This is a genomic window from Rhizobium sp. SYY.PMSO (assembly GCF_046840415.1).
GTDB lineage: Bacteria > Pseudomonadota > Alphaproteobacteria > Rhizobiales > Rhizobiaceae > Rhizobium.
In genome coordinates this window covers 2994852-3007024 of record NZ_CP177349.1, presented here as the reverse complement: position 1 = coordinate 3007024, position 12173 = coordinate 2994852, and the positions used below count along the sequence as shown (strand labels likewise).

Sequence of the window (12173 nt, the reverse complement as noted above, 5' to 3'; positions counted from 1 at the left end):
TTGCATTCCCCGTTCGGCCGCTGCCGGCGATTGCAGGGAATGCGCGCAAGGATAGAGATGCAACATGTCATGAACCTGAAGCCTCGCCGCTTCAAATGCGGCCTGCCGGGTTTCGTCGCGGTTGGAAGCCGCGCATTTTGTTCCTAGATAGGCGTTGTCCCCATTTGGGGTTCGAAGGCGGAGGAGGCGAGGTGAATATGGAACAGGCGGGTTTCTGCGCATGAAGGATCGACCATTCGGCAAGTCGGCCATACCTGGATGGTTGAACCGTTACGAGCCTCTGCTGCTCGTGATGTTCGCCGCGCTTTCGGGCGGAATTCTTCTGTTCATCTACCTGACGGGAGAAGTGATCGAAGGCAGCACGAAGGGATTCGACGAGGCGATATTGCTGGCGCTTCGCCAGTCCGGCGATCTTTCCGTGCCGATCGGGCCGGGATGGCTGACGCATGCCGTCAAGGATATCACCAGTCTTGGCGGAACGACGGTCCTGGCGATGATGACGGTTCTGGTGACGATCTATCTGATGCTGGACCGGCAGCGCGCCATCGCGATCTTCATCCTCGCGTCCGTGCTGGGCGGATGGGCGCTGAGCGCGGCCTTGAAGTTCGGTGTCGCGCGGCCGCGGCCGGATATCGTGCCGCATCTGGTCGAGGTCAACGATCTCAGCTTTCCAAGCGGCCATGCGATGGTGTCGGCCGTGACCTATCTGACCCTCGCCGCGCTGATCTCAGGGACGCGCGCCTATCGCTCGACCCGCATTTTCATCGTGGTGGCCGGCATCCTGCTGACGTTGATGATCGGAGCGAGCCGGATCTATCTCGGCGTACACTACCCGACCGATGTTCTCGGCGGCTGGTGCGCCGGCGCGACATGGGCGCTCGCCTGCTGGATCATCGCCCGTCGCTACATATCGCTTTCCCGAAACGGCAATGTCCAAGCGGGAAGCGATGACCCGCCTTTCAAGTGAGGAGAGGCGCTCCCGGGCGGGAGGTCAGCACTGGACTTCCAGCCGCGTCGCCACGAGCAGCGAATAGTCCGTGCCCTTCGGATCGCTGAAGAACATGCTGGTAAGGGCCGCCTGATTCTCCGCCATGACTTCCTTGGGATTGGGTCTGACCACCTTGGACTTGCAGCGCGCAAAGGCCGATCCCGAAGTGGCCATGTCGTTGTCGGTGTCGAAGTCGACCGCCGTGTAGAGCGTCTTGTCGTAGATTCCGAAGATCGTGGTTCCCTTGAGGAACGTCTTCTGCTCCGGCTTCAGCGAGAAGGTGAGGATGAGCGAACCGTCCTTGTAATCGGCCTGGATCGCGTCCGGCCTGGCCATGGGCACCGATTTGCCGTTGCTGGTGACGTTCGTGTAGTAACCGTATTGTGCGAGCGAATCCCTGACAGTCTTGCCCACCGCCTTCAGCTCGGTCGGCGTGAGCGTCTGGTTGTCGCCCTTGTCGAAATCCATCAGCACGGAGGAGGAGAACACTTCGTCGAAGCTCCAGACGTTGCGCAACTCGCTGATGGAGCCATCGGGCGCTGCGACGACCTGGAATTTGGCATCGATGAAGATATGCGGGTGGGCGAATGCCGGAACGGGCAGAAGCGACAGCATCGCCACCAGCAGGGACATCTTTCTTTTCATGCGAGCCAATACCGCGTTGCGTCCATCGATGTGATGCACAGACCTGAACGTCAAATGAGACTGATTTGAGACCCTGCCCGCGTTGTGCGAGAGCATGACCATGCAAGCAGGAAACAGGCAGATGGAGCTGCGGCATGCGGTCGGAAGGACGCTTCGCGGTGAAGCCGCAATCTCTCTATATGCAAGGGAAATCGAAGAAACTGGAGCGGGCGAAGGGATTCGAACCCTCGACCCCAACCTTGGCAAGGTTGTGCTCTACCCCTGAGCTACACCCGCTCATTCCCGTCGCGATCCGGGGTAGTGTGTTGGACCGCTGGGCGTCGTCTTGCGGCGACGGGCGCTATATGGCCTAACCGTTTTTCAAATGCAACAGGGAAATGACGAGTTCGCGAAGAAAAATTGCACGTTCTTTCTGCCGGCTGCCGGAAAGCCCGGAAATGCCGGGCTTTTTCGCCTGAAAGATTGCAATGAAATTATGGGCGACGTATCAGGGGCGAACCATTTTCATTGCGAGACGCCATGACCGAGACCAGCCCGAAAACCCGCGACGATCTTTTCCGATTCCTGGATGGGCTCGGTATCGCCCATACGACCAAGGATCACGCTCCCGTCTTCACCGTCGCCGAATCGGTGGCGTTGCGCGACGAGATTCCGGGAGGGCATACGAAGAACCTGTTCGTGAAGGACAAGAAGGATAATTTCTTCCTGCTGACCGTCGAGGAAAACGCGACGGTCGACCTCAAGACCGTGCACACGCTGATCGGCGCGGCGAGCAAGGTGTCCTTCGGCAAGCCGGAAAAGCTGATGGAATATCTCGGCGTCATTCCAGGCTCCGTCACCGCATTCGGGGCGATCAACGACACGGCCAACAATGTCACTTTCGTTCTAGACGCCGAGCTGATGGCGCATGACGTCGTCAATTGCCATCCGCTTTCGAACGATGCGACGACGTCGATCGCCAGCGCCGATCTCCTGCGCTTCATGGAGGCGACGGGTCATGCGCCGCTAGTCTTGAAAGTGACGAACTGACATACGATTTTAGCGCAAAGATCATGGCGATCGACTTCTCTATCGAATTGTCCGATCGTTCCGACCATTTCAACGGGCGTGCTGCCGGGCGAACCTCTTGGGCTCGTTTGGAGATCATGCTTTTCACAAGATCAAGGATGCCGGCAGGCGGGAGACACTCATGAGCGGTTCGAACAATCCCTATAACGCTTCCTTCGGCGGGCAGATGTCGGCCACGGCCTCCTTCGGTGCCGCGCCCGCGGCCGGCGGCGCTTCGCCGATCAAGGACACGACGACCGCCAACTTCGCCAAGGACGTTATCGAGGAATCACGCAAGCAGCCGGTGCTGGTCGATTTCTGGGCGCCCTGGTGCGGCCCGTGCAAGCAGCTGACGCCGGTGCTGGAAAAGGTCGTCACCGAAGCCCAGGGCCGCGTCAAGCTGGTCAAGATGAACATCGACGACCATCCGTCCATCGCCGGCCAGCTCGGCATCCAGTCGATCCCGGCGGTCATCGCCTTCGTCGATGGCCGGCCGGCCGACGGCTTCATGGGTGCCGTTCCGGAAAGCCAGGTTCGTCAGTTCATCGATCGCCTCGGCGGTCCCGCGGGCGCCGACGATCAGGCGGCCGAGATCGCCGCCGTTCTGGAGGAGGCGAGCGGCCTTCTCGCCGCCGGCGACGTCAACGGCGCCGCCGAGCTTTTCGGCGCGGTGCTGCAGGCCGATCCGGAAAATGCCAAGGCGCTTGCCGGCATGGCAGAATGCATGATCGCCGCCGGGCAAAGCCAGCGCGCCCGCGAGGCACTGGCCGACCTGCCGGAGACGCTCGCCAATGATGCCGGCATCCAGGCCGTGGTCAAGAAGCTCGACCAGATCGACGAGGCCCGCAAACTCGGCGATCCCGTGGCGATCGAGCATGAACTGGCCACCAATCCCGATAATCACGAGCAGCGCATCAAGCTCGCGAAGATCCGCAACGTCGAAGGCAAGCGGGAAGAGGCGGCGGAGCATCTGCTGACGGTGATGCGCAAGGACCGCAGTTTCGACGACGATGGCGCGCGCCGCCAGCTGCTGGACTTCTTCGAGGTATGGGGACCGAAGGACCCTGCCACCGTCTCGGCGCGGCGCAAGCTTTCCTCTATCCTGTTTTCGTAATGGGCAGCTCGTGCGAAACCTTTCGCACGACCGTTTGTTAGATGAGAGCGGCCGGAAGGCATGCACCGCCGCGTCGGCTAAAATGCTCTTGTGTTTTCGGCAGACGGGGCCACATTGTCGGATGGATGCGGCGTGGATCGGGCATGGCCGCGAGTCTGTCGTTTCTGCGCGGCTTGCCGCGACCGGTAGCGCCGTGAGCTAAAGCCTTTTGTCTTTATGCAATTCCAGACGGAAAACCGCTATGCACTTTTCCTGGAATTGCCCTAGCGGGATGGAGAAGATGCAAGTCGGTAATGCCAGATATCTGAAGCCGGGCGATCTGCCCGAATCGGTGGTGGTCTTTCCGCTGTCCGGCGCCCTGCTGCTGCCGGGGGCGCAGCTGCCGCTCAATATCTTCGAGCCGCGCTATCTTGCCATGTTCGATGCTGCCATCGCCGGCAACAGGCTGGTCGGCATCGTGCAGCCCGCGCTTTCCGAGCCGGCCGACTCCACGAACCTCTCGCATGTCGGCTGCCTCGGGCGCATCACCTCCATTGCCGAAACCGGCGATGGCCGCTACATCGTCGCGCTGACCGGCATATGCCGCTTCCGGCTGATGGATGAAATCACCGGTCATCAGCCTTACCGCACGTTCCGCATCACGCCGTTCATCTCCGATCTCAAGTCGCATCACGAGGAGGATACGGTGGATCGCGCCGCGCTGCTGTCGGCTTTCCGCGCCTATCTGGAGGCCAACAAGCTGGAGGCGGATTGGGAAAGCGTCGAACGGGCCGACAACATGATGCTGGTCAACTCCCTGTCGATCATGGCGCCCTTCGATCCCGCCGAAAAACAGGCCCTTCTGGAGGCGCCGGACCTGAAGACCCGCGCCGAAACCTTCATCGCCATCGTCAAGATCGTGCTGGCCGGCTCCGGCGACACCGATTCGCTGCTGCAATAGGAGTTTCCGATGGATGTCACCGTCAGCAAGGTGGATCCGAAATTGCTCGACCTGCTCGTCTGCCCGCTCACCAAGGGACGGCTGAGCTACGATCGGGAAAAAGGGGAACTGATCTCGGAAAAGGCGCGGCTTGCCTATCCGATCCGCGACGGCATACCGATCATGCTGATTTCGGAGGCAAGACGTATCGAGGATTGACCTCCAGCCTATTCCTTCAGATCGCCTCGCCGACAAGGAGTCGCGGATTGTCCTTCGCGATCGTGCCCGCAGCCTGGCCGATGAAGAAGGATTTGAGGCTCGGCAGGCGGTCGACGAGCCCCAGCCCGAAGTCGCGGGCGATGCGAAGCGGCGTGTTGTCGTTGGAAAACAGCCGGTTCAGCACGTCCGTCGTCACTCCCATGCGGAAGGTGTCGAAGCGGCGCCAGGTCTGGTAGCGCTCGAGCGTATTGATCGAGCCGATATCGAGGCCGAGGCGGTCGGCCTCGACGATGGTTTCGGCAAGCGCCGCAACGTCCTTGAAGCCGAGATTGAGGCCCTGGCCGGAGATCGGGTGGATGCCGTGCGCGGCGTCGCCCGCCAGCGCGAAGCGCGGCGCGACGAAGGCGCGCGCCAGCGTCAGGCCCAGCGGGAAGGCGCGGCGGTCGCCGATCGTGCGCAACGTACCGAGCTTGTGGCCGAAGCGACGCTCCAGCTCTTCCTCGAACACCAGATCGTCCGAGGCGACCAGCCGCTCGGCATCCGGCGTGCGCTCCGTCCAGACGAGCGAGGAGCGGTTGTTCTTCAGCGGCAGGATGGCGAAGGGCCCGGAGGGCAGGAAATGCTCCTCGGCGCAGCCGCCATGCGGCCGCTCGTGCTCGACCGTCACGACGATGCCGGACTGGCCGTAATCCCAGTTGACCGTCTTGATGTCGGCCATGTCGCGCAGCTTGGAGCGTACGCCGTCGCAGGCGACGAGGAGCCGCGTCTCCAGCGTGCTGCCATCCGAGAGGGTGAGGGTGGTCTTGCTGTCGTCGGTGACGAATCCGGTGGCGCTGAGGCCATGCTTGATGGTGATGCCGAGGCGCTCGCAGGCGCCGCGCAGGGCGCCGACCATGGTGACGTTCGGCACCATATGGGCGAAGGGCTGACCTTCGGTCACTTCGCCGTCGAAGGTGAGGAAGACCGGGCGCACGGGATCGCCGGTGCGCGAATCGGTGACGACCATGCGGGTGATCGGCTCGGCTTCCGGCGCGATTTCCTCCCAGACGCCGAGGACATCGAGCATCCTGGATGCCGCCGCGATGATCGCCGATGCCCGCATATCCTTCTTCCATGCGGTTTCCGGGGCTGCTTCCACGATCATGACGTCGAGATGAGGGGCTGCCTGCTTGACGGCAACTGCGGCGGCAAGGCCCACATATCCGCCACCCACTACCAGCATGTCCAACATAGCGCTTCCCTGTGTCTTACTATCGTGTGTTCTACTACCACGTCCTGCTCTATATAGAGCATCCCGTTGGCTGTTCCTACCATTGGAGTTCAAGCAAAATGTCGCGAGAGACCGAGAAACCCACCCCGATGGAAACCGTGCTTGCGACGCTCGATCTGGAAACGATCGAAATGAACCTGTTTCGCGGCAACAGCCCGCAGGTCGGCTGGCAGCGCGTTTTCGGCGGGCAGGTCATCGGGCAAGCGCTGATGGCGGCGCAGAGGACGGTCGAAGGCGATCGGTTCGCGCATTCTCTGCATGCCTATTTCATGCTGCCGGGCGATCCCTCGGTTCCGATCCTCTATCAGGTCGACCGGCTGCGCGACGGCTCCAGCTTCAACACGCGGCGCGTGCTCGCGGTCCAGCACGGCAAGGCGATCTTTGCGCTGACGGCGTCCTTCCAGGTCGACGAACCCGGCTTCGATCATCAGGGCGACATGCCCGGCGTGCCGATGCCGGAGGAGCTGATGGACGAAGAGCAGATCAAGCAGCGCTACCTCGCCCATGCGCCCGAGAACGTGCGCCGTTACTGGGAGCGCAGGCGGGCGATCGAAATCAGGCCCGTCTCGATCGAGAGCTATTTCTCGCGCTCGCAACCGAGCCAGCGGCAGAACATCTGGGTCCGGCTGACCGGGCCGGTTCCGGACGACCGGCTCTACAGGAATGCCGTGCTCGCCTATCTCTCGGACATGACGCTGCTCGATGTTGCCCTGAACGCGCATGGCACATCGGTTCTGGACCCGAGCGTCCAGGTGGCGAGCCTCGACCATGCCATGTGGTTCCATCGCCCGTTCAAGCTGGACGACTGGCTGCTCTACAGCCAGGAGAGCCCCAGCGCGTCCGGCGCGCGCGGATTTACGCGCGGCAGCCTGTTTACGCGATCCGGTGTCCTGATTGCGTCGGTGGCGCAGGAAGGCCTGATTCGTAAAAAGGCAAATGATTAAATAAGCGGCAAACTTGGTAATTTGCACTTTATTTGTGCTGCTCGCGCGGCGCGAAATGCCGTTTTGTTGGGTGTCTCCAATAAATCCTTTATATTTCAATACGTTATAAATGTGTCACGAATCTGGCACGTCCTTTGAATGTGTATGCCCAGTCGCTGCAGAAACACTCGTCGGCGGCAAGGAGAGTCGGCTCCGTGCCGAGGGTAAACAAAGGATGGGAAACCAGATGAAAATTGTGATGGCCATTATCAAGCCGTTCAAGCTCGATGAGGTCCGTGAGGCCCTCACGGCTGTCGGCATCCAGGGCCTGACCGTGACCGAAGTGAAGGGCTACGGGCGCCAGAAGGGGCATACCGAGATCTATCGCGGCACCGAATATGCCGTCAGCTTCCTGCCGAAGCTGAAGATCGAGGTCGCAGTCGCATCCGAAATCGTCGACAAGGCCGTCGAGGCCATCGCGTCCGCCGCCAAGACCGGACAGATCGGCGACGGCAAGATCTTTGTCTATTCCATTGACCATGCCGTGCGCATCCGTACGGGCGAAACCGATTCAGAAGCGCTGTAAGACACGGCGGATCAGGGAGTTATTTGCATGTCATTTTCCAAGCTTTCCTCCACCTTCGCACGGGTGGGCGCGCTTTCTGCGGCCGTGCTTGCGCCGGCGATCGCCTTTGCGCAGGACGCGACGTCTGCCGCCGCTGCCGCTCCGGTTCCGGACAAGGGCGACACCGCGTTCATGTTCATCTCCACCATTCTCGTGCTCTTCATGCTCGTGCCGGGTCTTGCCCTGTTCTACGGCGGTCTCGTGCGTTCGAAGAACATGCTCTCCGTGCTGATGCAGTGCACCATGGTCGGCGCGGTGGTGATGATCCTCTGGGTTCTCTACGGCTATTCCTTCGCCTTCGGCGGCGGCACGAGCCCCTATTGGGGCGGTACGGCCAAGATGTTCCTGTCGGGCGTTTCGACCTCGACCACGGCCGCGACCTTCTCCAAGGGCGTCGTCATTCCTGAATTCATCTTCATGCTGTTCCAGATGACCTTTGCCGCCATCACGCCGGCCCTGATCATCGGCGCCTTTGCCGAGCGCATCAAGTTCGGTGCAGCCGTGCTGTTCTGCGCGCTGTGGGCGACCTTCGTCTATTTCCCGATCGCCCACATGGTCTGGGATTCCAACGGCATGCTGTTCAAGATGGGCGCGCTCGACTTCGCGGGCGGCACCGTCGTTCATATCAATGCCGGGATCGCCGGCTTCGTCGGCGCCATTCTCGTCGGCAAGCGCGTCGGCTTCGGCAAGGACATGATGGCTCCGCATTCCATGACGCTGACCATGGTCGGCGCATCCATGCTCTGGGTCGGTTGGTTCGGCTTCAACGCCGGTTCGAACCTCGAAGCTTCCGGCGGCGCAATGCTCGCGACCGCCAACACCTTCGTCGCAACCGCGGCCGCCATCATCTCCTGGTCGCTGGTCGAAACCTTCACCCGCGGCAAAGCCTCCATGCTGGGCGGCGCTTCGGGCATGGTCGCCGGTCTCGTCGCCATCACGCCTGCCGCCGGTATCGCCGGTCCGATGGGCGCGATCGTCATGGGCCTCATCGTTTCCCCGCTGTGCTACTTCTTCGTTTCGGTCGTGAAGAACAAGTTCGGCTATGACGATACGGCCGACGTCTTCGGCGTGCATTGCATCGGCGGCATCTTCGGCGCCATCGCGACCGGCGTCTTCGCCAGCGCTTCGCTTGGCGGCGTAGGCTATGCCGACGGCGTGACCATGGGCAGCCAGGTGGTCGTGCAGCTGACCGCCGTCGTCACCACCATTCTGTGGTGCGGTATCGGCTCTGCGATCCTCTACAAGATCGTGGACCTGATCATGGGCTTGCGTGTGACGACCGAAGCCGAGCGCGAAGGCCTCGACCTCGCCTCCCACGGCGAAGCCGCCTACCACAATTCCTGATGCGAGCTTGCGATGCCGGAGCGCGGTCTCCGGCATCGCCGAACGTCCCGTCGCGGCCGGTTTCATCGCAGACAGGCCGCTTTTGGCCCGAACCCCGGTTCGGGCCCTTTTTGTCTGCGGGGCAATAATCCCGCCGCGACGCCAAAGACCTGTCGGTTGGCGTGCATGGTTAACATGGCATTAACCCTCCTCTGATTAGGTAGCTCTAACCTGCCGGCGAGTGGGCATCGACCGATTCGCTTGCGCTATCGACAAGGAACGGGGCTGGATATCATGGGCAGAAGCAATTCGGCGGCGTTGAGCGGTCGCCCCGACCGTTTATCGCTATCGAGTGTAGTTTGGCGTCAGGTCAAGGGCCTGACAGGCTTCGCGGTGCTGTTCCTGCTGGCGCTCGCCGCCGCAGCGCTGGGCACCTGGAACGTCATGGACCCCAGCTATTCCTACGCGACAGCCAACGCGCCGACCAACCTGCTCGGTTTTCCAGGCGCCGCCTTTGCCGACCTCATGATGCAGTCGCTCGGCCTTGCCTCGGTTCTGGCATTGCTGCCCGTCGCTGCCTGGGCTTTGGCGCTGATTACCAACCGCAAGCTTCATCGCGTGCCTTCCCGTCTCGGCGCCTGGATCGGCGGCTGCATCGTCGCAGCCGGCTCCATCGCCTGCTTCCCGGCGCCGCCCACATGGCCGATTCCGAACGGCATCGGCGGCGTGATCGGCGATCTTCTGCTGCGCCTTCCGGCCCTCTTCATCGGCACTTATCCGAGCGGCGTCGTGGCCACGGTCATCGGCTCGGTTCTCGCCATTCCGGCCATCTGGCTCATGCTCTTCGCCTCCGGCGTCATCGGCGAAAACCTCGTGGAAGACGCGGATGAGGATGATGACGAATACGAGGAGACCCGCAGCCGCGCCCGCCGGGTGGGCGACGAGGACGAGGATGACGACCGCGGCGGCTTCCTGGCCAACTTTATGGCTTTCGGCGCCGTCATGCATGCCTGGTACAACACGCAGGCCCGCGTTCGCCGCCTGTTCGGCATGGGGCCGCGCAAGCGCCGCGACCACGCCTTCGATGCGCCCTATGATTTCAACGATGACGAATTCGGGACGCTGAACGAGCCCGTGCGCGCCAAGGCGCCTGTCGCTCGCGGCGATCGTCTCGAGCCGTCCATGGATGCTCCCGCGGCCCGCCGCGTCGTTTCCGCCCCCTCGATCAGCCTTGGCGACGACGAGGATGATGACGAGGATTCGCTTTATGATCGCGATCCGCGTCGTCCGGCCGATATCCTGCCCGACGACGAGGACGAGGATTGGCCGCTGACGGCCTCCGCATCGAAGGGGGCAGCCGCCGGCCATCGCGTCATTCCGGCCGCGCCGCGTCCGAAGCCGGGTGCGCGCGCCGAGCGCGAGGCGCAGACCTCCTTCATCCGTCCCTATGGCTTCCAGCTTCCGGCCGTTCACCTGCTCGCCGAACCGAAGGCCGTTGCCCGCGATGCGACGCTCTCGGCCGATGCGCTGGAACAGAATGCCCGCATGCTCGAAGGCGTGCTGGAGGATTTCGGCGTCAAGGGCGAGATCATCCATGTCCGTCCCGGCCCCGTCGTCACGCTTTACGAGCTGGAGCCGGCGCCCGGCATCAAGTCCTCCCGCGTCATCGGCCTTGCCGACGATATCGCTCGCTCGATGAGCGCGATCGCCGCCCGTGTCGCCGTCGTTCCCGGCCGCAATGCCATCGGCATCGAATTGCCGAACTCGACGCGCGAGACGGTCTATCTGCGCGAACTCATCGCCAGCCGCGATTTCGAGGCCTCCAAGGCGAAACTCGCCATGGCGCTCGGCAAGACGATCGGCGGCGAGCCCGTCATCGCCGATCTCGCCAAGATGCCGCATCTGCTCGTTGCCGGCACCACCGGCTCGGGCAAGTCCGTCGCCATCAACACGATGATCCTGTCGCTGCTCTATCGCATGACGCCGGAACAATGCCGCCTGATCATGATCGACCCGAAGATGCTGGAACTGTCGGTCTATGACGGCATCCCGCACCTGCTGTCGCCCGTCGTCACCGATCCGAAGAAGGCCGTCGTCGCGCTCAAATGGACCGTCCGCGAGATGGAAGAGCGCTACAAGAAGATGTCGAAGATCGGCGTGCGCAACATCGACGGCTTCAACAGCCGCGTCGAGCAGGCCGTGGCCAAGGGCGAGGCGATCAGCCGTACCGTGCAGACCGGCTTCGACCGCCAGACCGGCGAGGCGATCTACGAGACGGAAGAGTTCGACCTGAAGCCGATGCCCTATATCGTCGTCATCATCGACGAAATGGCCGACCTGATGATGGTCGCCGGCAAGGATATCGAAGGCGCGGTGCAGCGCCTTGCACAGATGGCGCGCGCCGCCGGCATCCATGTCATCATGGCGACGCAGCGCCCGTCGGTCGACGTCATCACCGGCACGATCAAGGCCAACTTCCCGACGCGCATCTCCTTCCAGGTGACGTCGAAGATCGACAGCCGCACCATCCTCGGCGAGCAGGGTGCGGAACAGCTGCTCGGCATGGGCGACATGCTCTACATGGCCGGCGGCGGGCGCATCCAGCGCGTCCATGGGCCGTTCGTCGCAGACGGTGAGGTGGAGGATATCGTCGCCTATCTGAAGACGCAGGGCGCGCCGCAATATCTCGATGCGATCACCGCCGATGACGACGAGGACGACGACGACGGGCATGGTCCGGCAGGCACCTCCAATCTTTCCGATTCGGAGGACCCGTACGATCAGGCGGTCGCGATCGTCCTGCGCGACGGCAAGGCCTCGACCTCCTATATCCAGCGCCGTCTCGGGATCGGCTACAACCGCGCGGCTTCCCTGATCGAGCGCATGGAGCAGGAGGGCGTGATCGGCCCGGCCAACCACGCCGGCAAGCGTGAAATTCTCGTTCCCACCGAGGCGGATATTCTGGATCGCTGAGGCGATCCGTCTTTTCGTCTTGCAGATCGCCTATGTTCAGCGAAATTTGATCGCGGCCCACAACCGGCCAGGGGCCGCTGCGCCATGAAGACGCCGATTTTGCGCGCCATGGACAAAGCATGAAGGA

General features: G+C 62.5%; 11 protein-coding genes and 1 tRNA gene. 9 read left to right on the top strand and 3 right to left on the bottom strand.

Going from position 1 to position 12173, the window contains the following annotated elements:
* Window positions 1-220 precede the first annotated feature (220 nt).
* On the top strand, window positions 221-967 hold the full coding sequence (locus ACJJVH_RS14665; RefSeq protein ID WP_112795353.1) for a phosphatase PAP2 family protein: 747 nt from the start codon (window positions 221-223) through the stop codon (window positions 965-967).
* Window positions 968-991: 24 nt separating this feature from the next.
* On the opposite strand, the gene ACJJVH_RS14660 is transcribed toward ACJJVH_RS14665, so the two are convergent.
* Both ACJJVH_RS14660 and ACJJVH_RS14655 read right to left on the bottom strand, forming a co-directional pair.
* Window positions 992-1633: a DUF1007 family protein gene (locus ACJJVH_RS14660; RefSeq protein WP_113359011.1), complete on the bottom strand. Its 642-nt coding sequence runs from the start codon at window positions 1631-1633 to the stop codon at window positions 992-994.
* A gap of 201 nt (window positions 1634-1834) precedes the next feature.
* Window positions 1835-1909 (bottom strand) — tRNA-Gly (locus tag ACJJVH_RS14655).
* Window positions 1910-2152: 243 nt separating this feature from the next.
* On the opposite strand from ACJJVH_RS14655, the gene ACJJVH_RS14650 reads away from it, so the two are divergent.
* The 4 genes from ACJJVH_RS14650 to ACJJVH_RS14635 all read left to right on the top strand — a co-directional run bounded on the left by ACJJVH_RS14650 (window position 2153) and on the right by ACJJVH_RS14635 (window position 4932).
* Window positions 2153-2662 carry a prolyl-tRNA synthetase associated domain-containing protein gene (locus tag ACJJVH_RS14650; RefSeq protein ID WP_113359009.1) on the top strand — a complete coding sequence of 170 codons (510 nt, stop codon included), beginning with the start codon at window positions 2153-2155 and terminating at the stop codon, window positions 2660-2662.
* A 160-nt stretch (window positions 2663-2822) separates the two neighbouring features.
* Window positions 2823-3794, top strand: a complete 972-nt coding sequence (gene trxA, locus ACJJVH_RS14645; protein ID WP_113385009.1) for a thioredoxin — start codon at window positions 2823-2825, stop codon at window positions 3792-3794.
* Between the two features lie 280 nt (window positions 3795-4074).
* Window positions 4075-4734 carry an LON peptidase substrate-binding domain-containing protein gene (locus ACJJVH_RS14640; protein ID WP_113369916.1) on the top strand — a complete coding sequence of 220 codons (660 nt, stop codon included), beginning with the start codon at window positions 4075-4077 and terminating at the stop codon, window positions 4732-4734.
* Between the two features lie 9 nt (window positions 4735-4743).
* A complete protein-coding gene (locus ACJJVH_RS14635) occupies window positions 4744-4932 on the top strand; it encodes a Trm112 family protein (protein WP_112795355.1) in 189 nt (62 codons plus the stop codon).
* A 16-nt stretch (window positions 4933-4948) separates the two neighbouring features.
* Here the strand turns inward: ACJJVH_RS14635 and ACJJVH_RS14630 are convergent, their stop codons facing one another.
* Window positions 4949-6163 carry a ubiquinone biosynthesis hydroxylase gene (locus ACJJVH_RS14630; protein WP_412064223.1) on the bottom strand — a complete coding sequence of 405 codons (1215 nt, stop codon included), beginning with the start codon at window positions 6161-6163 and terminating at the stop codon, window positions 4949-4951.
* A 98-nt stretch (window positions 6164-6261) separates the two neighbouring features.
* Between ACJJVH_RS14630 and tesB the strand changes: the two genes are divergently transcribed.
* From tesB to ACJJVH_RS14610, 4 genes are all read left to right on the top strand, one after another.
* Window positions 6262-7146 (top strand): acyl-CoA thioesterase II, encoded by an 885-nt coding sequence (gene tesB / locus ACJJVH_RS14625; RefSeq protein ID WP_112795357.1) that lies wholly within the window; start codon window positions 6262-6264, stop codon window positions 7144-7146.
* Between the two features lie 214 nt (window positions 7147-7360).
* Window positions 7361-7711 carry a P-II family nitrogen regulator gene (locus ACJJVH_RS14620; protein ID WP_034509110.1) on the top strand — a complete coding sequence of 117 codons (351 nt, stop codon included), beginning with the start codon at window positions 7361-7363 and terminating at the stop codon, window positions 7709-7711.
* Between the two features lie 27 nt (window positions 7712-7738).
* Window positions 7739-9094 (top strand): ammonium transporter, encoded by a 1356-nt coding sequence (locus ACJJVH_RS14615; RefSeq protein ID WP_113369817.1) that lies wholly within the window; start codon window positions 7739-7741, stop codon window positions 9092-9094.
* Window positions 9095-9367: 273 nt separating this feature from the next.
* On the top strand, window positions 9368-12046 hold the full coding sequence (locus ACJJVH_RS14610) for a DNA translocase FtsK 4TM domain-containing protein (protein ID WP_412064222.1): 2679 nt from the start codon (window positions 9368-9370) through the stop codon (window positions 12044-12046).
* The last annotated feature ends 127 nt before the right edge of the window (window positions 12047-12173 follow it).

Bases quoted from the DNA above. Each gene is read 5' to 3' on its own strand.
- ACJJVH_RS14620 (WP_034509110.1), top strand. From the start codon at position 7,361: ATGGGAAACCAGATGAAAATTGTGATGGCCATTATCAAGCCGTTCAAG.
- ACJJVH_RS14615 (WP_113369817.1), top strand. From the start codon at position 7,739: ATGTCATTTTCCAAGCTTTCCTCCACCTTCGCACGGGTGGGCGCGCTT.
- ACJJVH_RS14630 (WP_412064223.1), bottom strand. From the start codon at position 6,163: ATGTTGGACATGCTGGTAGTGGGTGGCGGATATGTGGGCCTTGCCGCC.
- trxA (WP_113385009.1), top strand. From the start codon at position 2,823: ATGAGCGGTTCGAACAATCCCTATAACGCTTCCTTCGGCGGGCAGATG.
- ACJJVH_RS14640 (WP_113369916.1), top strand. From the start codon at position 4,075: ATGCAAGTCGGTAATGCCAGATATCTGAAGCCGGGCGATCTGCCCGAA.
- ACJJVH_RS14610 (WP_412064222.1), top strand. From the start codon at position 9,368: ATGGGCAGAAGCAATTCGGCGGCGTTGAGCGGTCGCCCCGACCGTTTA.
- ACJJVH_RS14660 (WP_113359011.1), bottom strand. From the start codon at position 1,633: ATGAAAAGAAAGATGTCCCTGCTGGTGGCGATGCTGTCGCTTCTGCCC.
- tesB (WP_112795357.1), top strand. From the start codon at position 6,262: ATGTCGCGAGAGACCGAGAAACCCACCCCGATGGAAACCGTGCTTGCG.
- ACJJVH_RS14635 (WP_112795355.1), top strand. From the start codon at position 4,744: ATGGATGTCACCGTCAGCAAGGTGGATCCGAAATTGCTCGACCTGCTC.
- ACJJVH_RS14650 (WP_113359009.1), top strand. From the start codon at position 2,153: ATGACCGAGACCAGCCCGAAAACCCGCGACGATCTTTTCCGATTCCTG.
- ACJJVH_RS14665 (WP_112795353.1), top strand. From the start codon at position 221: ATGAAGGATCGACCATTCGGCAAGTCGGCCATACCTGGATGGTTGAAC.